This window comes from Acinetobacter sp. OYA S30 (assembly GCF_033599315.1).
Lineage (GTDB): Bacteria > Pseudomonadota > Gammaproteobacteria > Pseudomonadales > Moraxellaceae > Acinetobacter > Acinetobacter baumannii.
In genome coordinates this window covers 1-23,691 of the sequence record NZ_JAWVAV010000017.1, presented here as the reverse complement: position 1 = coordinate 23,691, position 23,691 = coordinate 1, and the positions used below count along the sequence as shown (strand labels likewise).

The following is a 23,691-nucleotide window of genomic DNA, read 5'->3' as shown; positions in this document are numbered from 1 at the left end:
TTTAGGAGCTATTTATTGGTCTATCTATTAGGCAAATTTGAATTTTGCTTTTAATTTTTCTAATGTCTGCATCACTTTTGCAGTGGTGTGGTTTGGTAATAAGCATTTTGCTAAACGCACCCATACACTCCAGAACTGACGCATGAAATTAGCTTCATTGTAGTTAATGCCGTATTCTACACAGAGTGCCTTAATTTTCGGTGCTACTTCTTTATAGCGGTTGGCAGGCATATCTGGGAATAAATGGTGTTCGATTTGATGGCTTAAATTACCACTCATAAAATGAAGCCATTCTGTACCACTAAAATTACTTGAACCACGAATCTGACGTAAATACCACTCTGCCTTAGTTTCAGTATCGGTATTATCCGGCTCAAACGTTTCTGCATCTTCAGTAAAGTGACCATTAAAAATCACAGCAGATGACCACAAGTTACGAATAATATTAGCAACTACATTGCCTGCAAAAACCGGTAAAAACATAGGACCAGAGATCACAGGGAAAAACACATAATCTTTTAAAACTTGGCGCGTCGCTTTTTTACGGACCTTAGCCGCATCTTTCCACACCTGTTTCCAGCTTTTGGTTTTATAAACTAATGCATCTTCAAGATGTAGATTTTGTACACCTACATACCATTCAAAGAAAAACATTAACTGTAGAGCCAAAGGAATATTAAATAGGTGACGAGGTTCCCACTTCTGTTGATCGCTTACTCGCAAAATACCATATCCGACATCATGGTCTTTACCGACAATATTGGTATAGGTGTGGTGTACATAGTTGTGTGTTTCACGCCAGTCATCACCAGAGGCAATGGTATCCCAATCATAGGTATTACCATTCAGACTTGGTTCATTTAGCCAGTCAAACTGACCGTGCATAACGTTATGACCAAGTTCCATGTTTTCTACAATTTTAGAAATACCCAGTAAACCTGTACCCAATAACCAGACAGGTGGAATCCAACCACCAAACATCAACATGCCACGTGATGCGATTTCGGTATAGCGAACAAAATTACGGACTTTGTAGATATATTTTGCATCTTGCTCACCAAGACTTTGCATAACATCTTGACGAATCTGTTCAACACGGCGGCCAAATTCTTCAATTTGCTCAGGGGTTAAATGAGCAGATTTAGAAGCCATAGAAACTTTTAATGCCATATTCATAGGGTTAATCCTCTGTAATTCTTTTTATAGATCAATTGTGACTGGGCTTAATGCCTGGCTCACGCATAGTTTAATTGGACGGTTCGGTTGGTCTTCAATTTCACCTGTTAACAGGTTTTGAGTAACTCCGCTCACTTTGGTACAACTGCATTTATTACAAACACCCATACGGCAGCCATGTTGCGGGCGTAGTCCCGCCTGCTCTGCACTGCTCAGTAAATTTGTTTCAGCTAAAAATTCGTGTTGAGCACGGCGGAAAATAACAGGCTGTGCTGCATGTGTACCAGTCACTTGAAGTGGTTGGAAATATTCTTGGTGAAGCTGAGACTGAGCACCTTTTTGCGCATAAATTTCATTCGCCTGCTGCATCATGCCGTGGTGCCCACATATATAGGTCGCAGTCTGCGCAAAATCTGGAACCAGCTTTTGTAGTAAGCTTTCCGTTAAATGTTGTTTTTGCTCGGTGGTATTAAAAAAATGATATTGAAGCTGTGGGTACTGCTCTGCCAAAGCTTTTAATTCGGCATGAAAAATTTCTGCACGATTAAAATAAATGACATGGATTTGTTCAAGCTGCTGTTTTAAAGCTTGCTGCAAGAGTGAATAAATTGCAGTAATACCACTTCCTGAGGCAATTAAAATTGCAGGCCGCTGACCTTGATGCAAAGTAAAATCACCTTGAGGCTGTGAAATCTCAACACACTCGCCTACATGTAATAGTTGAGCTGCACGAGACACTAAGCCTTGTACTTTAATACCTAAAGCGATTTCACCTTGAGTGGTTACTTCAATAATCGAATAGCTACGTTGTTGGTAAACGCCATCGATAAGCAACGTCAGTAGAATGCTTTGTCCCGCTCGAACTTGATCGAAATTAAAATTACGATTTGGTTTAAGCTTGATCAGTACCATATCGGTATGAAGCGGCTGAACAGCGGTAACTTCTGCAAGTACCCTTTTCCAAGCCCAAGTCGCGTTAATTTTCTGCAAAACAAAATCAACGAAATCTTCTCGTACCCAATGTGGTTGATAGTTAAGTGTTGCGTTCATACGTTCCTCTTTTGTTTCTGGCTATTTATTTGAGTGAACACATGTTCGTATAGTGAACATATGTACACTATATTTATAAGTGTTCACTAAGTCAACACTTGTTCACTATTTTTTTTATGAAAGTTTGCTCTTTTTTGTTAGACTTTGGCTCACGGTTTAAATAGGTTTTTTTAATGTCGATACGGGATGAACGAAAACAGCAAAGTCGTCAGGCACTTCTCGATGCAGCCTTGCATCTGAGCACGTCTGGGCGTTCGTTCAGTAGTATCAGTTTGCGTGAAGTTGCACGTGAAGTGGGTTTAGTGCCAACAGCGTTCTATCGTCATTTTCAAGACATGGATGAACTCGGGAAAGAGTTGGTTGACCAAGTTGCCCTACATTTAAAAAGCGTTTTACATCAACTCGGCCAGAGTTATTTACAGCACAAGTCTGCAAAAACCCAAACCAGTATTGAGCTATTTGTACAGGCAGTGAATCATAGCCCTAAACAGTGGCAATTTATGATTGCTGAACGTTGGGGTGGTTCAGAGACGGTCCGTGCAGCCATTGCTAGAGAAATTGAATTTTTGATTGAAGATCTCACAACAGATCTGACTAAACTCGAAAATTTTAAACATATTCAAAATCCTCAAGACTTAAATGTCTTATCTACCATTTTGACCAATATGTCATTTACATGGGCAATGACGTGGCTCAACCTCGCCAAACAATATCAAGGTGAGCAACTTAAACAGCAACAAACTGCATTTATTGAAAATGCGTCTACACAAGTTCGCTTACTGTTTAGAGGCATTGCTAATTGGGAACGGTAAAACTGGCAAATGACAAAAAACAGGTTATGTGTTAATACGTAAAGAGTGAAAGAAAAAGGCGAAAATTTCGAGAAAAGTCTTTTTCTTTTTACAGGAAGTAAACTATTCGTTAGGCCAAACTGGTGTGGGAATACCTATGAATCTTGATCGTCATACACAGTTTTTGATGCGCAAAGAAAAAATTCTAAGCGTTGCAGAAAAATTGTTACTAGAAAACAATCAGGAAATTACTCTAGATGAATTAGTGGCCGAGCTAGATATTGCAAAAGGTACGCTTTATAAGCACTTTAGAAGTAAAAATGAACTTCTGCTTGAATTGATTATTCAAAATGAAAAACAAATTTTAGAAATTTCTCAAAAATATAATACTGATTTTAAAGAGTATGCACCACGGTACATGCTCCACCATTTGCTCACACCGGGAAAAACGATTTTATTGCATCAACTTGAAGAAAATCTGACGATGACAGAGTCTAAGTTGAAGCATCTTTTTGAAGAGCTTTATGAAGTTCGTCAACAACGTATTCTAGCGATTAAAGACATTACAGAAAGTTATTTAAAATCATTAAATTATGATATGTCGATTCGTGACTATTTATCTTATATCTGGTCACTCACTTACGGTGCATCGTTGCTTTTAAACTCAACTTATTATCAGCGCTCGATTGGTTCTCGCCAAAAATTAATTAATTTATATATTAACCAAGCCTTATCACTACCTACCCAAACCACCAATTTTGATGCGCTAAATTTTCAGATAGAAGACGAGAATTCTCAAAATTAATTGAATTATTTCGTGATTATGAAATAAATTTTATAAAAAAGGGCTTCATAAGAAGCCCTTTTTTAAAGCAATAAACTTTTATTTTGCCTTACGTTCTTTTTCAATTAAGTAATTAAGGACTTGGGTAACTTTACCATCTTCACCTTGCACCACATATTTACCATTAACGACTACTGCTGGAACGCCTGTTAATTGGTACTGTTGAGCAAGTTTATTTGACTCGGCAACTTTTGCAGTTACAGCAAATGAGTTGTAAGTACTATTAAATTTTTGTTCAGGCACACCGTAACGAGTAAAGAATTTAGCCGCAGAAGCTTGGTCAAAAATCTGCTGACCATTCACCTGAATTGCATGGAATAATGGTAAATGCGTGCGCTTACGTACACCTAATGCCTCAGATGTATAGTAAGTACGTGCCCCTTGTTCCCATACTTTGTTCATGGCTGCTGGCGTACGCACAAAACGTACATCACTCGGAATTTGTTTTAACCACGTTTGCATATGTGGTTCAAGTTTAAAACAGTGCGGACAGCCATACCAAAAGAACTCACGAACTTCGATTTTCCCCGGTACTTCCACTTTGCCTGGATTGGCGATTACGGTGTAGTCTTTACCAGCAACAAAATCTGCTGCCATTGCACTACCCGATACGGCCATAATTGCTGCACTCAAACCACCCAAAACCAATTTTTTCATTGTTACAGCTTTTCCTCTAAGTTGTTATGCATTAGCTTATGCCCTAAATATAAAACAAATATGCTAAATTCGTTTTGCTTCTGTGAAGTTTTTTATTGGGTTTATCGCTTTTTTCCCAATAATCGCTACACTAACGGCGAACTACATCAAAAAGATAACCCAAGTTTAGAGGTGACACCATGTCGCAATTGAATGTTGATTTACAAGAAATCGCAAAATTTGAAGCACTTGCTGCCAAATGGTGGGATCAACATTCTGAATTTCGCCCACTTCATCAAATCAATCCTTTACGCTTAAACTGGATTGATGAACGTGCAGGTGGCCTTGCCGGTAAAAAAGTACTTGATGTCGGCTGTGGCGGCGGTATTTTGGCTGAAAGCATGGCACGTCGTGGAGCAGATGTACTGGGCATTGATATGGGTGAAGCGCCTTTAGCTGTAGGCCGTTTGCATGCTCAACAAGAAAATGTTCAAAATATTGAATATCGTCAAATTCCAGTTGAAGAATTGGCACAAGAACAAGCAGGCCAATATGATGTGGTCACTTGCATGGAAATGATGGAACATGTTCCAGACCCAGCATCCATTGTGAAAGCATGTCAGACTTTGGTTAAACCAGGTGGCCATGTGTTCTTCTCGACCATCAACCGTAACCCGAAATCTTATTTATTCGCCATTATTGGTGCTGAATATGTGCTGCGCATGCTGCCAAAAGGTACGCATGATTATCACAAGTTTATTCGCCCATCTGAAATGGCACATGACATTCGTAATGCAGGCTTAACTTTAAAAGAAATGACCGGCTTACACTACAACCCAATTACGAAGCGTTATTGGTTAGCACCAAATGTTGATGTTAACTATATGGTTCACACAATAAAGACAGGTGTATGATGAAAGCTGTTTTATTTGATTTAGACGGCACGCTCATCGATACGGCTGCCGACTTTATTCGTATTATTCAACAAATGTGCCGTGATGCAAGACGCCCTATTGTAGAAGCCGATCTTATTCGTACACAAGTGTCTGAAGGTGCCCGTGCGATGGTCAAATTGGTCTACCCAGAGCTGGATGTGACCAATCCAATTTTCTTGGCACATCGACAAAATTTTTTAGATTTGTATGGCAATAATATTGTTGTCGATACTGACCTGTTTGAAGGGATGTACCCACTTTTAGAAGAGTTAGAAGCTCAGCAAATTCCGTGGGGTATTGTCACCAATAAACCACGTGGTTTAAGTGAATCTCTTCTAGAAAAGTTAAACCTGACAGAACGCTGTGCGGTTTTGGTATGTCCTGAAGATGTTTCTAAAACCAAGCCAGACCCGGAACCTATGTATTTGGCTGCAAAGCAGTTAAATATCCCGGCAAATGAAATCATTTATGTGGGGGATCACCCACGTGATATCGATGCTGGCCGCAATGCTGATATGTATACCATCTTGGCAGCTTATGGCTATTTACCTGTCGAACATCAGGATGATTTAAACGCTTGGCAAGCCGATTCGATTGTAAATACGGTGACAGAATTACACGAGTTGTTACGTCAAAAGCTTCCTGCTCTACAGGAAAATCAGCGTATGATAAGTTAACACAAGAGTTTTATAAGCTTTTTTAACAGTTACTTATATCAATATAAAAAGAAGGAGGTTTACCAATGAAATATTCAGAATATCAACCTCGTCCGGATCTACTCAAAGATCGAATTATTTTAATCACTGGTGCTGGTGATGGAATTGGGCGAGCTGCAGCCCTCAGTTATGCTTTACATGGTGCAACTGTAGTCTTGCATGGTAGAACCTTAAATAAACTTGAAGTAATTTATGATGAAATTGAAGGTTTAGGCGCACCTCAGCCTGCTATTTTACCCCTCCAGCTTTCGAGTGCTTCCGATCGCGATTATGACTTTTTAGTAAGTACGCTAGAAAAACAATTTGGTCGTCTGGATGGCATTTTGCATAATGCGGGTATTTTGGGTGAGCGAGTAGAACTTGCACATTATCCAGCAGAAGTATGGGATGATGTGATGGCAGTCAATTTACGTGCACCTTTTGCTTTAACCCAAGCTTTATTACCGCTATTACAAAAGTCAGAAAACGCTTCTGTCGTATTTACCAGCTCAGGTGTAGGCCGTGAGGCACGCGCGCTCTGGGGTGCGTATTCTGTCTCGAAAGTCGCGATAGAAGCGGTGAGCAAGATTTTTGCGGCTGAGCATACTTATCCAAATATTCGCTTTAATTGTATTAACCCAGGGGCTACACGTACTGCCATGCGTGCTAAAGCTTATCCTGAAGAAGATCCGAAAACATTACCAACACCGGAGTCCATCATGCCGGCTTATCTTTATTTAATGGGTGAAGATAGCTTAACGCTCAATGGACAAAGTATTGATGCACAGGATTAAATAATTACAGATGAAAAGCTAAAATAATTTATAGCCGATCATCACATCTGGCTTGGCTATACCTGAAAAGATATATACAAGCCTTTTTTATTATTGAGAAAAACGCTGGATTTATCCGTAATTTTAATTGAAGCATTAAATGATCTTCACAGTTTCTCTGCATTTTGCGCGTACAGTATTCAACATGAGAGACATCAGATGTAAACGAGGATGCATCATGAAAAAGTTGTTCACCATCTTAGCCCTTTGCATCACTGTACTGACCACCAGTATGGCAAGCTTTGCTGATCCTCCTTTTGACCGAGGACATGGCCCGAAAGGTCCTAAAGGCGGACCTCGTGGTGAATGGAATGATCGTGGGCATAAATTTGACCGTGACGATAATGGTGATCGTGTTCGCGATGAACGCCGTATGCGTGAGGAACGTGGCTTTGAGCGTCTGAAACAACATCGTTGGCAGCCAGGTTATGTGATGCCACAGCACTATCGTGGTAATGGTTATAAAGTCGACTATAAAGACAATAACTTACCTAAACCCGATCGTAACCAGCAGTGGTACAAAATTAACAATGACTATATTTTAGTCGACACGGACTCTAACAGTATTGTGAGTATTCGCGGTTTCTAAGATAGATAGCTCCTCACTATCGCTTAGTAGGAAAGGATGAAGCTGATCGGCTTTATCCTTTTTTTATTTTTATATCAATATGATATAGAAATTTAAATCTTCTAAATTTCTTCTTATTTCATAGAAAATTTTCACATTTATTATTCTTCGCCTTCACGATTTATCTGTAATTTTTCACTAATCTTCAATCATCGAAATTTAATAGATCATTCGAGGTTTACGATGAAAAAGATAACAACAGCAATTGTTCTTTCAATGAGTGGTTTAATCGCAACAACAGCAATGGCTGCGCCTCACGACCATTATCACCACCAAGGTTATGAGACAAAAACCGTTAAAGTCATTCATAAAGATGACCATGCGAATATCTGGCGTGCAGGCCAAGTCGTACCGCATCAATACCAACATCCACGTTATGTCATTGACTACCGCTCACACCAGAAATTGACTAAGCCAGGTCGTTATCAAAAATGGTATAAGGTGAACGGAAATTATGTACTCGTAAATGAGCAAAGCCATAAAATTATTAAAGTAATTCGTTAAGTTCATAAAACATCTAACACCCAAAGCTAATTTGGGTGTTTTTTTATCTAAAACATGCGGCTTTAATCTTTTTTGTTTAGAATCCTCTTTATATCTTTTTGCTGTTGATTCGAGATCGGTATGCCAACTAAGTCTTTAGAGAAATCACATAATAATACCCAGCATTATGTACATTGGTTCCGACATTCAGCACCCTACATCAATGCGCATCGTGATAAAACTTTTGTTTTAATGTTTGGCGGTGAAGCAGTCCGCGATCCTAATTTCGAACATATTATTCACGATATTGCCTTATTACATTCTCTTGGCATTCGCTTAATCTTAGTGCATGGCGCACGTCCACAAATTAATCACAACCTTAAAGAAAAAGGGATTGAAACCCCTTTTTATGATAACTGCCGTATTACTACACGCGAATCTTTAAGCTGTGTAATGAGTGCTGTAGGGTCTATTCGGTTAGAAATCGAAGCATTGTTATCTATGGGTTTAGCTAACTCTCCAATGTATGGCGCTCGAATAGATGTCGTATCAGGTAATTTTGTAACCGCTAAACCTTATGGTATTCGTGAAGGAATGGATTTTCAGCTTACAGGCGAAGTTCGTTCAATAGATACTGACGCGATTGAACGTCATCTTGATAACAATAATATTGTTTTACTTGGCCCAACGGGCTATTCAACCACAGGTGAAGTATTTAATTTAAGAGCTGAAGAAGTTGCAACCAAAACTGCGACTTATTTAAAGGCAGATAAATTAATCTTTTTAGGTGAGCAACAAGGTTTACCTAACGAAGATGGGCAATTACTGCGTGAATTAAGCCCACACCAGCTTGATTACTATATTCAACAATACCAAACCACACACCCAACCCTAACCCTACATTTGCAAGAAGCAAAAAAAGCATCTTTATCGGGTGTACATCGTGTCCATCTAATTTCTTATTCTTATGATGGCGCACTTATTGAAGAACTCTTTACGCGTGATGGTGTGGGTACCATGATTACCGATGCGCATTATGAAGAAGTCCGTATGGCACATATTCAAGATGTCGGCGGGTTAATGAACCTTTTACGCCCATTAGAAGAAGAAGGCATTTTGGTGTATCGCTCACGTGAGCGTTTAGAACAAGAAATTAACCAGTTCGCTGTCATTGAACGAGACGGTATGATTTTGGCCTGCGCTGCCCTTTATCCAATTCCGACTGAGTTTAATGAGACACGTTCAGCAGAAATTGCTTGTGTAGCAGTACACCCAAGTTATCGTAAATCGAACCGTGGCAGCCAAATTCTGCAATTTCTCGAAGAAAAGGCCAAACAACAAGGTATTCGTCAATTGTTCGTTTTAACCACCCGTACCGCGCACTGGTTCTTAGAACACGGTTTCCATCAGGTGAGTGTGGATGACTTACCAAATGCCCGTCAGGCACTTTATAACTATCAAAGAAATTCTTTAGTCTTTAAAAAATTGCTTCCCTAGACTATGCATTTTTTAAGATATTCTTATTTCAGATAAGCTTAGTCTAAAAAGTACAACCATAAAGGTAATTAATGTATGGTTGTACTTTTTTTAAATCTTTAAATTTTATTCTTTTAATAACTTTTACTTTATTTACATATACTTAAATATCTTTTTATAAATATTGTCCTGTTCAATAAATCATTTTTTTGCATAAGTTTATCGCCGAAAGTTTTTAGCTTTTTTTTGCATAAATAAAGACTGAATATTTATTTTTTACGAAATAAAAATCCCTTTAGGGTATCTGCTCATCCAATTATTTTTCTTTTTCTCTTTCGGGGAGCACGAAACCACATGGCACTTTTTAATTCCACTTCATGGGCAAAATATTCAGTCATTGCTGCCAGCCTTGCGGGAGTGATGATGCTAGGTGGTTGTGCCAAAAAAGAGGAGCACACCACGACAACTTTAAATATCGGCTATCAGAAATATGGCATCCTTCCTATTCTAAAAGCACGTGGTGACTTGGAAAAAGCGCTCAAAGATCAAGGCGTACAAGTGAAATGGGTCGAGTTTCCTGCGGGACCTCAATTACTTGAAGGCCTAAATGTAGGAAGTGTTTCGTTAGGCGAAGCAGGTGAAGCACCACCTATTTTTGCTCAAGCAGCCAATCCAAATTTAGTCTATGTCGCAAATCAACCTGCTGCACCAAAAGCAGAAGCGTTATTGGTACAAAAAGATTCTCCAATCCAGTCTATTAAAGACTTAAAAGGAAAACGTGTCGCACTGAATAAAGGTTCGAATGTTCACTACCTTTTATTAAAAGTCTTAGAAGCAAATCACTTGAGCTTAAGTGATATTCAACCTGTTTATTTACCACCATCAGATGCGCGTGCTGCCTTTGAAAAAGGAGCTGTCGACGCATGGGTGATTTGGGATCCGTTCTTTGCAGCAGCTGAACATCAAATTCAGGCCCGTGTTCTGGCAACAGGTGAAAACTTGGTAAGCAATCATCAGTTCTACTTAGCTGATCGTAAATTTGCAGAAAATAATCCAAAAGTTCTGAACACGGTTGTACAAACGCTAAACCAGACAACTGAATGGGTCAGCACACACCAAGATGAGGCTGCCAAGCTACTCGAAAAGCCTACGGCACTTGAATTTGATGTACTCAAAACATCCATTTCACGTATGGGTTTTGGAGTTCAGCCAATATCTGACAAGGTAGCCCAAGAACAACAATATGTAGCTGATGCCTTCTACGCGCAAAAGCTCATTCCCAACAAGCTCACCATTCAAGAAGCCATTTTAAAACTGAAATAAACCCAGCTTGGGCACAGCTTAAATAACGATATAAATGCTGTGCCTTGTGTTAAGGGAACAAGGATATCAATATGCAACATCAGTCATTATTTAATAAGAGTCAGTGGACTCAGTTAGTTAAGCGCTTTAGCGCGGTCGCTGTATTAGGTTTAACAATCGCAGCACCTGCTTGGGCAATTGACCCAACAGTGAAAGAACTTCGTATTGGTTTTCAAAAAAGTTCGATTAACTTCGCGATTGCCAAACAGCAGAAACTATTTGAACAAGAATTTCCAAATGCCAAAATCACTTGGAATGAGTTCCCCGCTGGCCCTCAAATTTTAGAAGCCTTAGCTGTTGGCTCACTCGATGTTGGCGTTACTGGAGACACGCCCCCGGTCTACGCTCAAGCCGCTGGCAAGCCTTTATATTACATTGCTTATGAAGCAGCCAAACCATTGGCCTCAGCAATTTTAGTTCCCAAAAACTCACAACTAAAACAGCTTAAGGACCTAAAAGGTAAACGTATTGCGCTACAGAAAGGTTCTAGCTCACATTACCTACTTGTACAGGCCGTACGTAAAGCAGGCTTAAAATGGAGCGACATTACCCCAATTTGGCTCACACCTGCCGATGCTCGCGCTGCATTCCAAAAGGGTGCTGTTGATGCATGGGCAATATGGGATCCGTACTACGCTTCAGCACAACTAGAAGACCAAGCTCGTGTTCTTGCATCTGGTAAAGGCCTAAGCCCGAACTATACCTTTTACTTAGCCGCTCCAAATTTTGTTAAGCAATATCCAAAAGCTGTTCCAGGACTCATCAAACAGATCAATCAAGCTGACAAATGGGTTCAAAGCCATCAAGCAGAAACTGCAAGTGCGATTGGCCAAAGTACAGGCCTAAAACCTGCGACCAGTGACTTATTTATTAAACGCCGTCCACGTCCATCATCGGCAGCTCCACTTAACAGCAAAGTCATTGCTGAACAACAGCAGCTTGCAGACATCTTTACTCAACAAGGCATCATCCCTAAACCAATCAGCATTAAACAAGCTGTTTGGGGTGCCAAGTAATTTCAATAGATATATAGGTAATGCACATGAAAATTTTCTGGTTTATTCCTACCCACGGTGATAGTCGCTATTTAGGTACAAGTAAAGGCGCTCGTCAGGTTGACCATGCCTATATGAAGCAAATTGCTGTGGCAGTAGATAACTTGGGTTACGAAGGTGTACTTATTCCAACGGGCCGTTCATGTGAAGACCCATGGATTACGGCGGCAAGCCTAATCGATGCAACTCAACACCTTAAGTTTTTAGTTGCGTTACGTCCGGGGGTAACAACACCAGCGTTGGCAGCTCGTATGGCTGCAACATTTGACCGCTTGTCGAATGGTCGTGTTCTACTCAACTTAGTGACTGGTGGTGATGAAGCAGAACTACGTGGTGATGGTTTATATGAAGATCACTCAACGCGTTATCAAACAGCCAATGAATACGTAAAAATCTGGCGTGAAATTTTGACACGCTCACATACGGGTGAAGCTTTTACATTCCACGGTGAACGCTTACAAGTAGATGATGCAAAATTACTTTACCCACCTGTCCAAAAGCCTTACCCACCACTTTGGTTTGGCGGTTCTTCAGACGTCGCTGTAGACCTTGCAGCTGAGCAAGTAGACACTTACCTCACTTGGGGTGAACCACCAGCAGCCGTGAAAGAAAAGATCGAGCATGTTCGTGCAAAAGCAGAGGCTAAAGGCCGTAAATTAACTTATGGCATTCGTTTGCATGTCATTGTTCGTGAAACCAATGAACAAGCATGGGCAGCAGCTAACGAGCTTATCCAATATCTGGATGATGCAACTATTGCTGCAGCACAGAAAAAATTTGCACAAATGGACTCAGTGGGTCAGCAACGTATGGCTGCTCTACACGGCGGTAATCGAGATAAACTTGAAGTATCTCCAAATCTTTGGGCAGGTATCGGTCTAGTCCGCGGTGGTGCAGGTACAGCACTTGTCGGCGATCCTGAAACCGTTGCTGCACGTATTCAAGAATATGCGGATTTAGGTATCGATACCTTTATTTTCTCAGGCTATCCACACCTTGAAGAGTCAATCCGTTTTGCAGAGTTAGTATTCCCATTATTACCAATCGAGACCCGAGCTAAACTTGCTCAACCAAACTTAACCGGTCCATTCGGTGAAATTATTGCCAACAACTATGTTCCAGACGAGAAGAAACAAAATAGTTCCGTCAAGGAGCCTGCATGAGCAAAGATATAAATATTGTTTCACGTGGAACGAAGCAAGTCGGGCAGCGTCTGCTGCCTTGGATTTTCCCGATTGTTCTATTGGTTGTTTGGCAAATTGCGTCAAGTTCAGGCCTTTTAGAAAATCGTATTCTGCCGGCTCCTACGGCTGTCGTTTCTGCTTTTTGGCATCTACTCATTAGCGGCGAGCTTTGGCAACACGTTAAAGTCAGTGCAGGACGAGCCTTACTCGGACTATTTATTGGTGGTGGTTTAGGTTTGCTATTGGGTCTGCTCAATGGGTCTTCACGTTTCACCTCTACCCTGCTCGATACAACCTTGCAAATGATTCGTAACATCCCAGCATTAGCACTTATTCCACTGGTTATCTTGTGGTTCGGTATTGATGAAACAGCCAAATTATTTTTGGTGGCGGTCGGAGTCTTCTTCCCTATTTATATCAACACCTATCACGGTATCCGTTCAGTCGATCCACAATTAATTGAGATGGGTAAAAGCTATGGTCTTTCACGTTGGCAGCTTTACAAAGAAATTATTCTACCGGGTGCGATGCCCTCGATTTTAGTTGGTTTACGTTTTGCTTTAGGTCTGGTTTGGGTGCTGCTCATTGTAGCTGAGACTATTTCAGCACAAGCAGGTATTGGCTATATGACTATGAATGCACGAGAATTTTTGCAAACTGATGTGGTTCTGGTCGGTATTCTTCTTTATGCCCTATTAGGCAAATTAGCCGATGTTCTAGCGCAACTTTTGGAACGTTATTTACTACGCTGGCATGCCGGTTATCAAAAATAAGGAGCTTAGAATATGACAAATCTGAATTTAAATATTAATCAGAATGACGTAGAGCTCATTCCAGAAAACCATCCAGAGTTACAAGAACCTGTGGTAGGAGCAGAGATTCTGATTGAACAGCTTTATAAGTTTTATGGTGAAGTTAAAGTTCTTGAAGATCTTAACCTTCATATTCAACCGGGCGAATTTTTAGCTATTGTTGGTCGTAGTGGCTGCGGTAAAAGTACTTTATTGCGCTTAATTGCCCAACTTGAAAAAGCCAGTTTTGGAGAAATCAAATTTAAATCTGCCCGACATTTGCGTGAAGGTATTACTAACGATGACATACGGGTTATGTTTCAAGACCCACGGTTACTTCCTTGGAGAAATATTCTTCAGAACGTGCAACTTGGGCTACCAAAATCGCAACATGCTTTGGCAGAAGAATTATTAGAAAAAGTAGGTTTAAAAGAAAAAGCGGGACAATGGCCTTCACAGCTCTCAGGTGGTCAACGACAACGTACTGCCCTAGCCCGTGCGTTATCTCATACTCCCCGTATTTTATTGTTAGATGAACCTTTGGGTGCATTAGACGCGTTAACTCGTCTTGAGATGCAAAGCTTGATTGAACGTTTATGGAAAGAGCAAGGTTTTACTGCCATTTTAGTTACACACGATGTAAGTGAAGCAGTGCAACTGGCTGACCGCATTATATTGTTAGATAAAGGTCAGATTGCTCAAAGTTTTCAAGTTAATTTGCCGCGTCCACGGAAAAAGAGCATTACTTTTGCTCAGCTTGAACAACAAGTACTCGATGCCGTTTTAGCCACTTAAGGTTGAGATGAGTAATGAGAACCATTCAACCGAAAAATGCCCAATTAACGAGCAATAAAACTGATGATTTATTGCTCTTTTTTAGGGCGAAGATTAAAAAATATTTTTAAGAATAACAATAAACTAGTGAATCTCTCTATTTTTTGCACAATAGTATATCTATTGCTCAAATAACTATCCGTTTTTTCACTAAAAAAGTGAGACACCTGTGCACAAATCAAACGATTTACCTTACAATGGGAACACTATCTTTTTAATTTATGCAGCAAATGGAACAAAAGAAGAGTACCCAAAAGCGCAATCAGCTTCTTGCTGCCGCCCTTGATGTGTTTTCACTATATGGGTTCAGTGGCGCAAGTCTGGATGAAATTGCCCAACTCGCTGACATGCATAAGTCGAATATTTTCTATTACTATGAAAATAAAGAGTCTTTATATGTGGAAGTGCTGACCACAGTTTTACAAAAATGGCTAGCTCCCTTACAAACCTTAGAAGCTGAGTTAGAACCAGCCGAAGCCTTGTCTCATTATTTAATTCAAAAAATCGAACTTTCTCGTAGCCAACCAAAAGCTTCGCGACTATTTGCTTTAGAAATTATTCAAGGGGCACCGCATATTTTGCCTATACTGAAAGGGCCCTTGAAAAAGCTATTTAAGCGCAAAGCTAAGGTCATTCAAACTTGGCAAGAGCAAGGAAAAATTTCACCAGATATCGACCCGGAACTTTTAATTCTCAATATTTGGGGTCTTACGCAAAACTATGCCGATTTTGCGACTCAAATGGAAATGGTAACCGGGAAAACGCTTCGTAACCGCAGTATGTTCCAGCGCTCGATTGAGCATACGGTACATATGATGCTCTACGGCGTATTACCTCGCTAAAATAAAAAAGATCGGCAAATTTGCCGATCTTTTTTTAGAAATGATTTTGATAAAGTGCTAAAAGCTTTTGTGCACCCAATAATGAGTTTTCTTCCCAATCCAAATGGGCCGTATCATCTGCCCCATCAGTAATATATTTCACCGAAATTAAACGTACACCTAACTTGTGGCAAACTTTTGCTAACGCATAGCCTTCCATATCGACCACATCACAAGCGACCTTCGGCTGACCCGTTTCAAATGAGTCCCCTGTCCCACAAATTCCTTTTGGTAAATCCGCAAAATGCGTTTGGAGATGAATTTCAGCCGCCAAGTGGTCATCTAACGGCGTTACCCCAACTTCAAATCCTAAAGGTGAAACGTCCATATCACGTTGTACAAAAGTTTTTATTTCTACTAAATCGTGCCGATTAAAAGATGAACTTCCTGCTGTACCTAAGTTAATTAAAGTTTTACAGCCTGTTTTTTGAATAACTTCAAACGCTTTAAAAGCAGCGTTGATCTTACCAATACCACTGTAATGGACTTCGATACCTGCTTGCTCGAATAAACCTTTAGACTCGTTGGGAAGTGCCATAATTAAAGCGGTATCTGTGTTCATTCAAAAAGCTCAAATCAGAATTAACAAAATTAGAAAGTAAGTATAAATCAGGTGCAAAAGCTTTTTGCACCTTTTCACCTTTACTGCATTCTTTGTTGTAAAGCCACCAAACATGGAGAGAAGAATAGCTTGCCACTGTATGCTCCGGTTAAGGTTTTCTTCATTACCACGCTCCACATCACTAATAATAAAATACTGAATGCCACAGCGACGTATTGTAAAAATACAACTTCAATCTGATGACCTAAATTAAATAAAGCCAAAATAAACACACCAAATGGGAAGGTTAAACCCCACCAACCCAAGTTAAACGGAATACCTGTCTTTGCATGACGAAGTGTTGTTAAAATCGCAAGACCAAGCCACCATAACCCAAAGCCTAAAAGTACCAGACTACCCACAACACCCAAGGCTTGAAAGACATGGGCCAACTCAGGAAAGCCAACATTTACAAATACTCTTTGTGCCTGCTCACCTAGCAACAATAGACCTAAAGCACCTGTCCCAATCGGGCCTAAAGAAAGCCAGCTAGAAATTGCGACTTCTTTTTCTGGTAACTGATGCAAAGCCATACGCAACATTAAAATCGTTAAAATGGCAAATGCAGGTAAAACAGAGATTCCCCAAAGTACGTAACCCGCTAACAATAAATGAAAGCTATGCACATCTGCTGGTAAATGGGCAACCAACATGCCCGCAGAACTTGCTGCGACTTCACATGCAACCACCGGTAAAAGCCAAATTGCAGTCATGGTATGTAGCTGATGATTCTGACGGCTAAACATACAAAATGGTACGATCCACGCAATAGCCAGTGCTAAAAAAACGTCGATGTACCATAAAGCTTGGGCGATATGAACTGCCACTTCGCCGTAAAGCCCGATTCCGAAGCTTAAAAAGCCATTTAGTATGGTTGCAAGCCCCATCGGTATAGCACCTAAAAACAAGCTCATATTTGGATGATTAAATATTTGCTTCGCTTCATGCGAGAAAAGTAACCACCGCAATAAATAGAGAACTGAAAAAACACTAAATAGAACAATATTAAATTGCCATAACAGCGTAGCCAGCATAAATAAAAATGATTTGGCAAATGGAAGCTGAATTAAAATCATACTGACCACGCCAGTACCCATAGTTGCTGTAAACCAATTTGGGGTAAAATGCCGTATAACATCTTTACTTTGATTTAATTGGTAAAAGGGTCTTTTCATCTTAAGTCTCTAATCAAAGAGTGGATGAGGCTATAGTAGGATAAACCAATAATAAGAAAAATTGATTTATTTTTATTTAATTCATCATTTTTTTAGATATAAAAAGTATTCGTATTGAAAAATACCTGAGTAAAAACACAACAACAAGACGAATCTGTGAGATTATGGCAATATATAGCCCTTGCAAAAATAGCCATATTTTAAGTTCATGAAACTGCTTCGTCTTAATGCGTTATCGCCCAATTTCCAGTTACCACAAACAGCGGTAACTATTGGTAATTTTGATGGTGTCCATTTAGGTCACCAAGCGATGATTGCTCAACTCAAAAAAATTGCTGCAGCACAAGGCTTAAAAACATTGGTCATGATTTTTGAGCCCCAACCGCTTGAGTTCTTTAAAGGCTACGATGCCCCACCTCGTATTAATTCATTACGGGAAAAAGTTGAATATCTAGCTGAACTTGGGGTGGATTACATCGCGGTTGCCAAGTTTGACCAGCATTTCCGTAGCATGAGTGCTTCTGAGTTTGCAGATTTATTAAAAGACAAATTAAATGCTCAAGCTTTGGTTTTAGGAGATGACTTTCATTTCGGCAAAGACCGTCAAGGTAATAGCGAATTTTTAAAGAATTACGGCTTTCAAGTCACAAATTTACATACGATTGAACTCGAAGGTGAACGCGTCAGTTCAACTCGTATTCGCCAAGTGCTTCAAGTGGGTAATCTCGCTTTAGCAGCTAAATTATTAGGCCGTCCGTACAGTATTACCGGTCGTGTTCAATATGGCGACCAAATTGGGCGAACTTTAGATTTTCCAACGATTAATGTTCGTCTCAACCGCCATAAGCCTTGTTTAAATGGTATTTATGGCGTTGAAGTCATTTGCGAAACAACTTCGCTAACTCAAAAAGTGCTTCAGGATAATCCTGAAAAGCCAGGAATTGCCGGATACCATGAAAACAGCCTCTATGGTGCAGGTCATGTCGGTACTCGTCCAGCCATTCAGCAAGAACATCCAGAGTGGAGATTAGAAGTACATTTCCCTGATGTTTCTGCTAATCTGTATGGCTTATTTATGCGGGTGACTTTTCTTCACTATCTTCATGGTGAATTGAACTACCCTTCGCTTGAAGCACTTAAGGTAGGAATTGATAATGACGTGCAGCAATTACGACAATATCGTAACGACACGACACAATTTCCTTTTTAATTCGAATTTTGATTGTAAAACATGTCGGCTCCCAAGCTGATTAAACTGGAAGACAACTTGCATGAGCGATAAGCAAACTACTGAAAATGCAGTGGACTACAAAGCCACGCTAAACCTGCCGGATACTCAATTTGCAATGAAAGCAAATTTGGCAGTACGTGAAGTGAAATGGTTAGAAGAGTGGTATACCGACAACATTTATCAGCAGATTCGTGCATCGCGTATTGGCAAGAAAAAATATATTTTGCATGATGGCCCTCCATATGCGAACGGTACAATTCACTTGGGCCATGCGGTTAACAAAGTACTTAAGGATATCATCGTAAAAAGCCGTACTTTGGCAGGTTTCGATGCGCCATATGTACCAGGTTGGGACTGTCACGGTTTGCCAATCGAACTAAAAGTTGAAGAAAAAGTAGGCAAAGTGGGCGAGAAAGTTGACGCAGCTACTTTCCGTAAACACTGCCGTGAATATGCGCTAAAGCAAATTGATTTACAGCGTACTGACTTTAAACGTCTTGGTATTTTAGGTGACTGGGATAATCCTTACCTCACCATGAACTACAAACAAGAAGCCGATATCGTTCGTGCTCTAGGTTTAATCCAAAAAAATGGTCATATCCAGCCGGGCTTAAAGCCAGTGAACTGGTGTATGGACTGTGGTTCAGCACTTGCTGAAGCTGAAGTTGAATACGAAGATAAAAAATCAGACGCAATTGACGTTGGTTTTGGCGTTGTAGATTTAAAAGATTTAAGCGCTCGTGTAAATGTAGATGTTCAAGATCCAACTGATATCGTGATCTGGACCACTACACCTTGGACGTTACCAGCGAACCAAGCAGTTGCATTGCATGCCGAAATTGAATATCAATTGGTACAAGTGACTACTGAACGTGGTAAGCAAAACTTTATTCTTGCTAAAGACTTAGTTGCTTCTGCAATCGAGCGTTACAAGCTTGAAAACCCAGTTGTTTTAGCTGACTTTACTGGTTCAGCTCTTGAGAACCTTACCCTACAACACCCTTTACTTACCGATCGCCAAGTTCCGGTAATTTTAGGTGAACACGTTATCGCAACAAGCGGTACAGGTGCTGTACACACTGCTCCTGGCCACGGTGCAGATGACTATAAAGTAGGTCTTCAATACAACCTTAAAGTTGAAAACCCAGTGGGTGGTAACGGTGTTTACTTATCAACCGCACCAATCTTTGCTGGCGAGCACATCTATAAAGCCAATCCAAAGATTATTGAAGCTTTAGGTGCTGTAGGTCGCTTATGGGCTCATCAACCGATTAAACACAGCTACCCACACTGCTGGCGTCATAAGACTCCGATTATTTTCCGTGCTACACCACAATGGTTTATCAGCATGGATCAAAAAGGTTTACGTGACGGTGCGCTTAATGCCATTGAAAACGATATCGAGTTTGTACCGAACTGGGGTAAAAACCGTATTGAATCAATGATCGAAGGCCGTCCGGACTGGTGTATCTCACGTCAACGTACTTGGGGTGTACCAATTCCTTTCTTCGTTCATAAAGATACGAACGAATTGCACCCTCGTACGCCTGAGCTCATCGAAGAAGTTGCCAAACTTATCGAGAAAGAAGGTATTGATGCATGGTTTAACCGTGATGCGAAAGACTTCATTGGTGAAGACGCTGAACAGTACAATGCTGTTCGCGATACGCTTGATGTATGGTTTGACTCTGGTACAACGCATTACGCTGTACTTGAGCAACGCGACGAATTAGAAAGTCCTGCTGACTTATATTTAGAAGGTTCAGACCAACACCGTGGTTGGTTCCAATCTTCTTTATTAACGTCTATGGCAATTCACAATCGTGCGCCATATAAAGCCTTGTTAACTCATGGTTTTACAGTTGATGAAAATGGCCGTAAATTATCAAAATCTTTAGGCAACTATATTCCGCTTGAAGAAATCATCAAACAACTTGGTGCTGACGGTTTACGTTTATATGTAGCATCTAGCGACTATCGCTATGAAATTGCAGCATCGAAAGAAATCTTTAGCCGTGTAAGTGATAGCTACCGTCGTATTCGTAATACGCTACGCTTCTTACTTGCAAACTTAAATGGTTTCAAACCAAGTACGGATGCTCTGGCAGTAGATGATCTTATTGCTCTTGATCAATACATCTTGCAACGTGCTAATGAAGTACAACAAACTATTATCGCGGCCTATGAAGAAATGAACTTCCACGTCGTGTGTAGTGCGTTAACAAGCTTCTGTATTAATGACTTAGGTGGTTTCTATCTAGACATCATCAAAGACCGTCAATACACCACTAAGGCTGACTCACAAGCACGTCGTTCCGCACAAACAGCGCTTTACCATATCGTACAAGCATTTGTTCGCTGGATGAGCCCTATTCTAAGCTTCACAGCTCAAGAAGCGTGGCCACTTATCCCAGAACAAACTGACAAGTATGTATTTACAGCTGAATGGTATGACCTACCTGTTTCATCAAAAGCAAACTTACTTTCTGAAGCAGATTGGCAAACATTGATTAGCGTAAAATCTGCAGTAAATAAACAGATTGAATCAGCTCGTAACGCTAAACTTGTCGGTAGTAATCTTTCAGCCAAAGTTGAACTTTGGGCAAATGAATCATTACAAACAGTTTTAAACCAACTGGCTGATGAGCTCCGTTTTGTTCTTATTACTTCGCAAGTAGTAGTACATCCATTTGCTGAACAAGGTGAAGCAACTGAAATGGAAGGCTTACGTGTACAAGTATCTGCAGCTGAAGGTGAAAAATGTGCACGTTGCTGGCATGTCCTTCCGGATGTAAATACACATGCCGATCATCCTGGTTTATGTGGTCGTTGTATTGTGAACGTCACTGGTCGTGGCGAAGTGAGAAAATATGCCTAATTCACAAGCTAAAAAAGGCTTATTCCAGTTTTATCCTCACAACCTCATTTGGCTTGGACTTTCTGTCCTTGCCATTGTGTTGGATCAATGGACAAAATGGATTGCAAGTACACATCTGAACTACGCAGATCCTGTACCTGTGCTTCCATTTTTAAACTGGACACTATTACATAACTATGGTGCAGCTTTTAGCTTTTTATCTGATGCTGGAGGATGGCAACGCTATTTCTTCACATCTTTGGCAGGCTTAGTTTCAATACTTTTTGTATTTTGGTTGCTACGTATGCCTAAAAAAATGGTGGTGCTACCTGTAGCTATCGCTTTAATTTTAGGTGGAGCACTTGGTAATCTAATTGACCGTATTACTTTAGGGTATGTGGTCGATTTTATTCATGTTTATTACCAAAATCATCACTTTCCAGCTTTTAATATTGCGGACAGTGCCATTACTCTAGGTACCATTTTGCTACTCATCGATACATTCTTCCTTGAGAAGCAAAGACCTAAAAATTCGGATGCATAATATGACCGAAATTATTCAACCTAATGAAGAAATTCGTATTACTGACGGTTCTAAAGTTGACCTACACTTTTCTGTTGCTATTGAAAATGGCGTAGAAATTGACAATACACGAAGCCGTGAAGAGCCTGTTAGCTTGACTATTGGCGACGGTAACTTGTTACCAGGTTTTGAGAAAGCGCTTCTTGGCTTACGTGCAGGCGATCGACGTACAGTACATCTACCACCAGAAGATGCTTTTGGTCCGTGGAATCCTGAAAATATACAAACTTTTGATACGGTTAAATTCGAACAACGACCTATTCCTGGTCATATGATCGAGTTTGAAGATAAAGCAAAAGCAACCTTATTTGGTGTTGTGAAGTCAGTAAATGATGATATTACTGAAATTGATTTCAACCATCCTCTAGCCGGCAAAAATATTACTTTTGAAGTAGAAATATTTAAAGTGACTCCAGCTGGTCAGCAAGGTATTAAGATCATGTAAAAAAAGCCCTCGATTGAGGGCTTTTTTATTATTTAACTTTTATTGATGACATAAGAATCCTTACAAATTCTATATTCTCACGCACCTATATAATGAATTAAGTTATAAAGATAAAAATCCTTAGGAAAAACATATGCTGGTCTATATTATCGTCGGAAGTGTTCGTGAAGGGCGTACAGCTATTAAAATTGCCAATTGGTTAGAAACAACAATACCCTCATTTAATCTAAAAGATTTTCAAACAGAAGTAATTGATTTAAAAGAATGGAATCTACCCTTATTTTCAGGTTCTCATCCACCTGCTACAGGTATTTATGATCAACCTAAACAACAAGAATGGGCTGATAAAATTGCCCAAGCTGATGCATTTATCTTTATTAGCCCAGAATACAACCACGGTTACAGCCCAGCTTTAAAAAATGCACTAGACTATGTTGGTAAGGAATGGAGCGGTAAACCAGCAGCATTTATAGGTTATGGCTCAACAAATGGTTCTCGTTCTATTAGCCAAATACGCCAAGTCACTTCAAGTTTAAGTATTGTTGACCCCAATGCTGTAATAGAAATTCGGGATATATTTAAGCGTAATAAAGATGAAAAATTTGAAGCCAATGAGTTTGAAGTAAAAGGGCTTCAATCAATTGTTGAGAAACTACAGAAATATCATTTGTCTTAAATTGAACAAAAAGCCTCTTTTTCAAATAAAAGGGGCTTTTTAATTTTATAAACTTTTTAAATAATTCACTATGTCAGTATTACCCGCCATTTCTGCAAGCTGTAGTGCTGTATATTCGCTTTTATAAGTGACATGCGCCCCTTTTTCAACTAATAGCTTCACTATCTCTAAATGATCATTCTCAGCCGCTGCTTGCAAAGCACTATACCCTTCATCATCAGTCTGATTAGGGTCTTCTCCATCTATTAATAATTGTTTTACTTGCTCTAGATCACCTAAAGATGCCCAATAAATCAGTTCTGGAAGAGAGAGTTCTTCATCGTCTTCAGGTATGGGAGAGAAAGAATTAATTTTCACGGGGACACCAAAAATAAAAAACTTCCTCATTATATCCATAGAATCGAGTAAGCATCCAAAAATGATTTGTAGCTCTATATTTAAATAATTCTTTATTGATTGATTTACCGGC

Annotated in this window: 25 protein-coding genes; 19 read left to right on the top strand and 6 right to left on the bottom strand. The window is 40.0% G+C overall.

All coding sequences use genetic code 11. The features are described from left to right. Positions 1–27 precede the first annotated feature (27 nt). Together R5R67_RS10275 and R5R67_RS10270 are read right to left on the bottom strand one after the other, a co-directional pair. A complete protein-coding gene (locus R5R67_RS10275; RefSeq protein WP_114289274.1) occupies positions 28–1,170 on the bottom strand; it encodes a fatty acid desaturase family protein in 1,143 nt (380 codons plus the stop codon). A gap of 30 nt (positions 1,171–1,200) precedes the next feature. Next, positions 1,201–2,226, bottom strand: coding sequence for a ferredoxin reductase (locus R5R67_RS10270; RefSeq protein ID WP_109428922.1), 1,026 nt, complete (start codon positions 2,224–2,226; stop codon positions 1,201–1,203). A gap of 173 nt (positions 2,227–2,399) precedes the next feature. Here R5R67_RS10270 and R5R67_RS10265 point away from each other — a divergent pair, with 173 nt between their 5' ends. Next, entirely contained in the window at positions 2,400–3,038 is a 639-nt protein-coding gene (locus R5R67_RS10265; protein WP_000027529.1) for a TetR family transcriptional regulator, read from the top strand. Positions 3,039–3,174: 136 nt separating this feature from the next. Continuing rightward, on the top strand, positions 3,175–3,822 hold the full coding sequence (locus tag R5R67_RS10260; RefSeq protein ID WP_001047027.1) for a TetR/AcrR family transcriptional regulator: 648 nt from the start codon (positions 3,175–3,177) through the stop codon (positions 3,820–3,822). 78 nt (positions 3,823–3,900) lie between these two features. Here R5R67_RS10260 and R5R67_RS10255 read toward each other — a convergent pair whose 3' ends face one another. Beyond that, entirely contained in the window at positions 3,901–4,518 is a 618-nt protein-coding gene (locus R5R67_RS10255; protein WP_000737567.1) for a thiol:disulfide interchange protein DsbA/DsbL, read from the bottom strand. A gap of 179 nt (positions 4,519–4,697) precedes the next feature. Between R5R67_RS10255 and ubiG the strand changes: the two genes are divergently transcribed. The 12 genes from ubiG to R5R67_RS10195 all read left to right on the top strand — a co-directional run bounded on the left by ubiG (position 4,698) and on the right by R5R67_RS10195 (position 15,615). After that, positions 4,698–5,411: a bifunctional 2-polyprenyl-6-hydroxyphenol methylase/3-demethylubiquinol 3-O-methyltransferase UbiG gene (gene ubiG / locus R5R67_RS10250; RefSeq protein WP_000080758.1), complete on the top strand. Its 714-nt coding sequence runs from the start codon at positions 4,698–4,700 to the stop codon at positions 5,409–5,411. Beyond that, a complete protein-coding gene (locus tag R5R67_RS10245; protein ID WP_081313815.1) occupies positions 5,408–6,109 on the top strand; it encodes an HAD family hydrolase in 702 nt (233 codons plus the stop codon). The genes ubiG and R5R67_RS10245 overlap by 4 nt, the downstream gene beginning before the upstream one ends. Before the next feature lie 65 nt (positions 6,110–6,174). Then, the gene (locus R5R67_RS10240) at positions 6,175–6,921 is read left to right on the top strand and encodes a YciK family oxidoreductase (RefSeq protein WP_000877608.1); all 747 of its coding nucleotides are present in this window, start codon (positions 6,175–6,177) and stop codon (positions 6,919–6,921) included. Positions 6,922–7,138: 217 nt separating this feature from the next. Continuing rightward, positions 7,139–7,549, top strand: coding sequence for an RcnB family protein (locus tag R5R67_RS10235; protein WP_000732887.1), 411 nt, complete (start codon positions 7,139–7,141; stop codon positions 7,547–7,549). Positions 7,550–7,771: 222 nt separating this feature from the next. Beyond that, complete coding sequence (locus R5R67_RS10230; RefSeq protein ID WP_000724539.1) at positions 7,772–8,092, top strand: RcnB family protein; 321 nt, start codon at positions 7,772–7,774, stop codon at positions 8,090–8,092. A 120-nt stretch (positions 8,093–8,212) separates the two neighbouring features. Further along, complete coding sequence (argA, locus tag R5R67_RS10225) at positions 8,213–9,568, top strand: amino-acid N-acetyltransferase (protein ID WP_001142457.1); 1,356 nt, start codon at positions 8,213–8,215, stop codon at positions 9,566–9,568. A 333-nt stretch (positions 9,569–9,901) separates the two neighbouring features. Continuing rightward, positions 9,902–10,870 (top strand): sulfonate ABC transporter substrate-binding protein, encoded by a 969-nt coding sequence (locus R5R67_RS10220; protein WP_001173275.1) that lies wholly within the window; start codon positions 9,902–9,904, stop codon positions 10,868–10,870. Between the two features lie 71 nt (positions 10,871–10,941). After that, entirely contained in the window at positions 10,942–11,925 is a 984-nt protein-coding gene (locus R5R67_RS10215) for a sulfonate ABC transporter substrate-binding protein (protein WP_001164677.1), read from the top strand. A gap of 26 nt (positions 11,926–11,951) precedes the next feature. Then, positions 11,952–13,127 carry an FMNH2-dependent alkanesulfonate monooxygenase gene (ssuD, locus tag R5R67_RS10210; protein ID WP_000689549.1) on the top strand — a complete coding sequence of 392 codons (1,176 nt, stop codon included), beginning with the start codon at positions 11,952–11,954 and terminating at the stop codon, positions 13,125–13,127. Beyond that, positions 13,124–13,921, top strand: a complete 798-nt coding sequence (gene ssuC, locus R5R67_RS10205; protein WP_030424282.1) for an aliphatic sulfonate ABC transporter permease SsuC — start codon at positions 13,124–13,126, stop codon at positions 13,919–13,921. Before ssuD ends, ssuC begins: the two co-directional genes overlap by 4 nt. A gap of 12 nt (positions 13,922–13,933) precedes the next feature. Beyond that, positions 13,934–14,734, top strand: a complete 801-nt coding sequence (locus tag R5R67_RS10200) for an ABC transporter ATP-binding protein (protein WP_000183283.1) — start codon at positions 13,934–13,936, stop codon at positions 14,732–14,734. 260 nt (positions 14,735–14,994) lie between these two features. Further along, on the top strand, positions 14,995–15,615 hold the full coding sequence (locus R5R67_RS10195) for a TetR/AcrR family transcriptional regulator (RefSeq protein ID WP_001186827.1): 621 nt from the start codon (positions 14,995–14,997) through the stop codon (positions 15,613–15,615). A gap of 34 nt (positions 15,616–15,649) precedes the next feature. Here the strand turns inward: R5R67_RS10195 and R5R67_RS10190 are convergent, their stop codons facing one another. Both R5R67_RS10190 and R5R67_RS10185 read right to left on the bottom strand, forming a co-directional pair. Beyond that, complete coding sequence (locus R5R67_RS10190) at positions 15,650–16,216, bottom strand: hypothetical protein (RefSeq protein WP_005120699.1); 567 nt, start codon at positions 16,214–16,216, stop codon at positions 15,650–15,652. Between the two features lie 80 nt (positions 16,217–16,296). Next, a complete protein-coding gene (locus R5R67_RS10185; RefSeq protein WP_005120702.1) occupies positions 16,297–17,430 on the bottom strand; it encodes a TDT family transporter in 1,134 nt (377 codons plus the stop codon). Between the two features lie 208 nt (positions 17,431–17,638). On the opposite strand from R5R67_RS10185, the gene ribF reads away from it, so the two are divergent. The 5 genes from ribF to R5R67_RS10160 all read left to right on the top strand — a co-directional run bounded on the left by ribF (position 17,639) and on the right by R5R67_RS10160 (position 23,222). Further along, on the top strand, positions 17,639–18,640 hold the full coding sequence (ribF, locus tag R5R67_RS10180) for a bifunctional riboflavin kinase/FAD synthetase (RefSeq protein ID WP_272390945.1): 1,002 nt from the start codon (positions 17,639–17,641) through the stop codon (positions 18,638–18,640). Positions 18,641–18,701: 61 nt separating this feature from the next. Further along, a complete protein-coding gene (gene ileS / locus R5R67_RS10175) occupies positions 18,702–21,539 on the top strand; it encodes an isoleucine--tRNA ligase (protein ID WP_005120704.1) in 2,838 nt (945 codons plus the stop codon). After that, entirely contained in the window at positions 21,532–22,062 is a 531-nt protein-coding gene (lspA, locus tag R5R67_RS10170; RefSeq protein WP_001133879.1) for a signal peptidase II, read from the top strand. The genes ileS and lspA overlap by 8 nt, the downstream gene beginning before the upstream one ends. Before the next feature lies 1 nt (position 22,063). Beyond that, positions 22,064–22,546, top strand: a complete 483-nt coding sequence (locus R5R67_RS10165; protein ID WP_000136002.1) for an FKBP-type peptidyl-prolyl cis-trans isomerase — start codon at positions 22,064–22,066, stop codon at positions 22,544–22,546. A gap of 133 nt (positions 22,547–22,679) precedes the next feature. Further along, positions 22,680–23,222: an NADPH-dependent FMN reductase gene (locus R5R67_RS10160; protein ID WP_000964178.1), complete on the top strand. Its 543-nt coding sequence runs from the start codon at positions 22,680–22,682 to the stop codon at positions 23,220–23,222. Positions 23,223–23,267: 45 nt separating this feature from the next. Here the strand turns inward: R5R67_RS10160 and R5R67_RS10155 are convergent, their stop codons facing one another. Next, entirely contained in the window at positions 23,268–23,618 is a 351-nt protein-coding gene (locus R5R67_RS10155; RefSeq protein WP_000353866.1) for an ankyrin repeat domain-containing protein, read from the bottom strand. Positions 23,619–23,691 lie beyond the last annotated feature (73 nt).

What these genes read in the sequence shown, in the direction of transcription:
- R5R67_RS10275 (WP_114289274.1), bottom strand. Translation starts at nt 1,170, where the DNA reads ATGGCATTAAAAGTTTCTATGGCTTCTAAATCTGCTCATTTAACCCCT.
- R5R67_RS10270 (WP_109428922.1), bottom strand. Translation starts at nt 2,226, where the DNA reads ATGAACGCAACACTTAACTATCAACCACATTGGGTACGAGAAGATTTC.
- R5R67_RS10265 (WP_000027529.1), top strand. Translation starts at nt 2,400, where the DNA reads ATGTCGATACGGGATGAACGAAAACAGCAAAGTCGTCAGGCACTTCTC.
- R5R67_RS10260 (WP_001047027.1), top strand. Translation starts at nt 3,175, where the DNA reads ATGAATCTTGATCGTCATACACAGTTTTTGATGCGCAAAGAAAAAATT.
- R5R67_RS10255 (WP_000737567.1), bottom strand. Translation starts at nt 4,518, where the DNA reads ATGAAAAAATTGGTTTTGGGTGGTTTGAGTGCAGCAATTATGGCCGTA.
- ubiG (WP_000080758.1), top strand. Translation starts at nt 4,698, where the DNA reads ATGTCGCAATTGAATGTTGATTTACAAGAAATCGCAAAATTTGAAGCA.
- R5R67_RS10245 (WP_081313815.1), top strand. Translation starts at nt 5,408, where the DNA reads ATGATGAAAGCTGTTTTATTTGATTTAGACGGCACGCTCATCGATACG.
- R5R67_RS10240 (WP_000877608.1), top strand. Translation starts at nt 6,175, where the DNA reads ATGAAATATTCAGAATATCAACCTCGTCCGGATCTACTCAAAGATCGA.
- R5R67_RS10235 (WP_000732887.1), top strand. Translation starts at nt 7,139, where the DNA reads ATGAAAAAGTTGTTCACCATCTTAGCCCTTTGCATCACTGTACTGACC.
- R5R67_RS10230 (WP_000724539.1), top strand. Translation starts at nt 7,772, where the DNA reads ATGAAAAAGATAACAACAGCAATTGTTCTTTCAATGAGTGGTTTAATC.
- argA (WP_001142457.1), top strand. Translation starts at nt 8,213, where the DNA reads ATGCCAACTAAGTCTTTAGAGAAATCACATAATAATACCCAGCATTAT.
- R5R67_RS10220 (WP_001173275.1), top strand. Translation starts at nt 9,902, where the DNA reads ATGGCACTTTTTAATTCCACTTCATGGGCAAAATATTCAGTCATTGCT.
- R5R67_RS10215 (WP_001164677.1), top strand. Translation starts at nt 10,942, where the DNA reads ATGCAACATCAGTCATTATTTAATAAGAGTCAGTGGACTCAGTTAGTT.
- ssuD (WP_000689549.1), top strand. Translation starts at nt 11,952, where the DNA reads ATGAAAATTTTCTGGTTTATTCCTACCCACGGTGATAGTCGCTATTTA.
- ssuC (WP_030424282.1), top strand. Translation starts at nt 13,124, where the DNA reads ATGAGCAAAGATATAAATATTGTTTCACGTGGAACGAAGCAAGTCGGG.
- R5R67_RS10200 (WP_000183283.1), top strand. Translation starts at nt 13,934, where the DNA reads ATGACAAATCTGAATTTAAATATTAATCAGAATGACGTAGAGCTCATT.
- R5R67_RS10195 (WP_001186827.1), top strand. Translation starts at nt 14,995, where the DNA reads ATGCAGCAAATGGAACAAAAGAAGAGTACCCAAAAGCGCAATCAGCTT.
- R5R67_RS10190 (WP_005120699.1), bottom strand. Translation starts at nt 16,216, where the DNA reads ATGAACACAGATACCGCTTTAATTATGGCACTTCCCAACGAGTCTAAA.
- R5R67_RS10185 (WP_005120702.1), bottom strand. Translation starts at nt 17,430, where the DNA reads ATGAAAAGACCCTTTTACCAATTAAATCAAAGTAAAGATGTTATACGG.
- ribF (WP_272390945.1), top strand. Translation starts at nt 17,639, where the DNA reads ATGAAACTGCTTCGTCTTAATGCGTTATCGCCCAATTTCCAGTTACCA.
- ileS (WP_005120704.1), top strand. Translation starts at nt 18,702, where the DNA reads ATGAGCGATAAGCAAACTACTGAAAATGCAGTGGACTACAAAGCCACG.
- lspA (WP_001133879.1), top strand. Translation starts at nt 21,532, where the DNA reads ATGCCTAATTCACAAGCTAAAAAAGGCTTATTCCAGTTTTATCCTCAC.
- R5R67_RS10165 (WP_000136002.1), top strand. Translation starts at nt 22,064, where the DNA reads ATGACCGAAATTATTCAACCTAATGAAGAAATTCGTATTACTGACGGT.
- R5R67_RS10160 (WP_000964178.1), top strand. Translation starts at nt 22,680, where the DNA reads ATGCTGGTCTATATTATCGTCGGAAGTGTTCGTGAAGGGCGTACAGCT.
- R5R67_RS10155 (WP_000353866.1), bottom strand. Translation starts at nt 23,618, where the DNA reads ATGGATATAATGAGGAAGTTTTTTATTTTTGGTGTCCCCGTGAAAATT.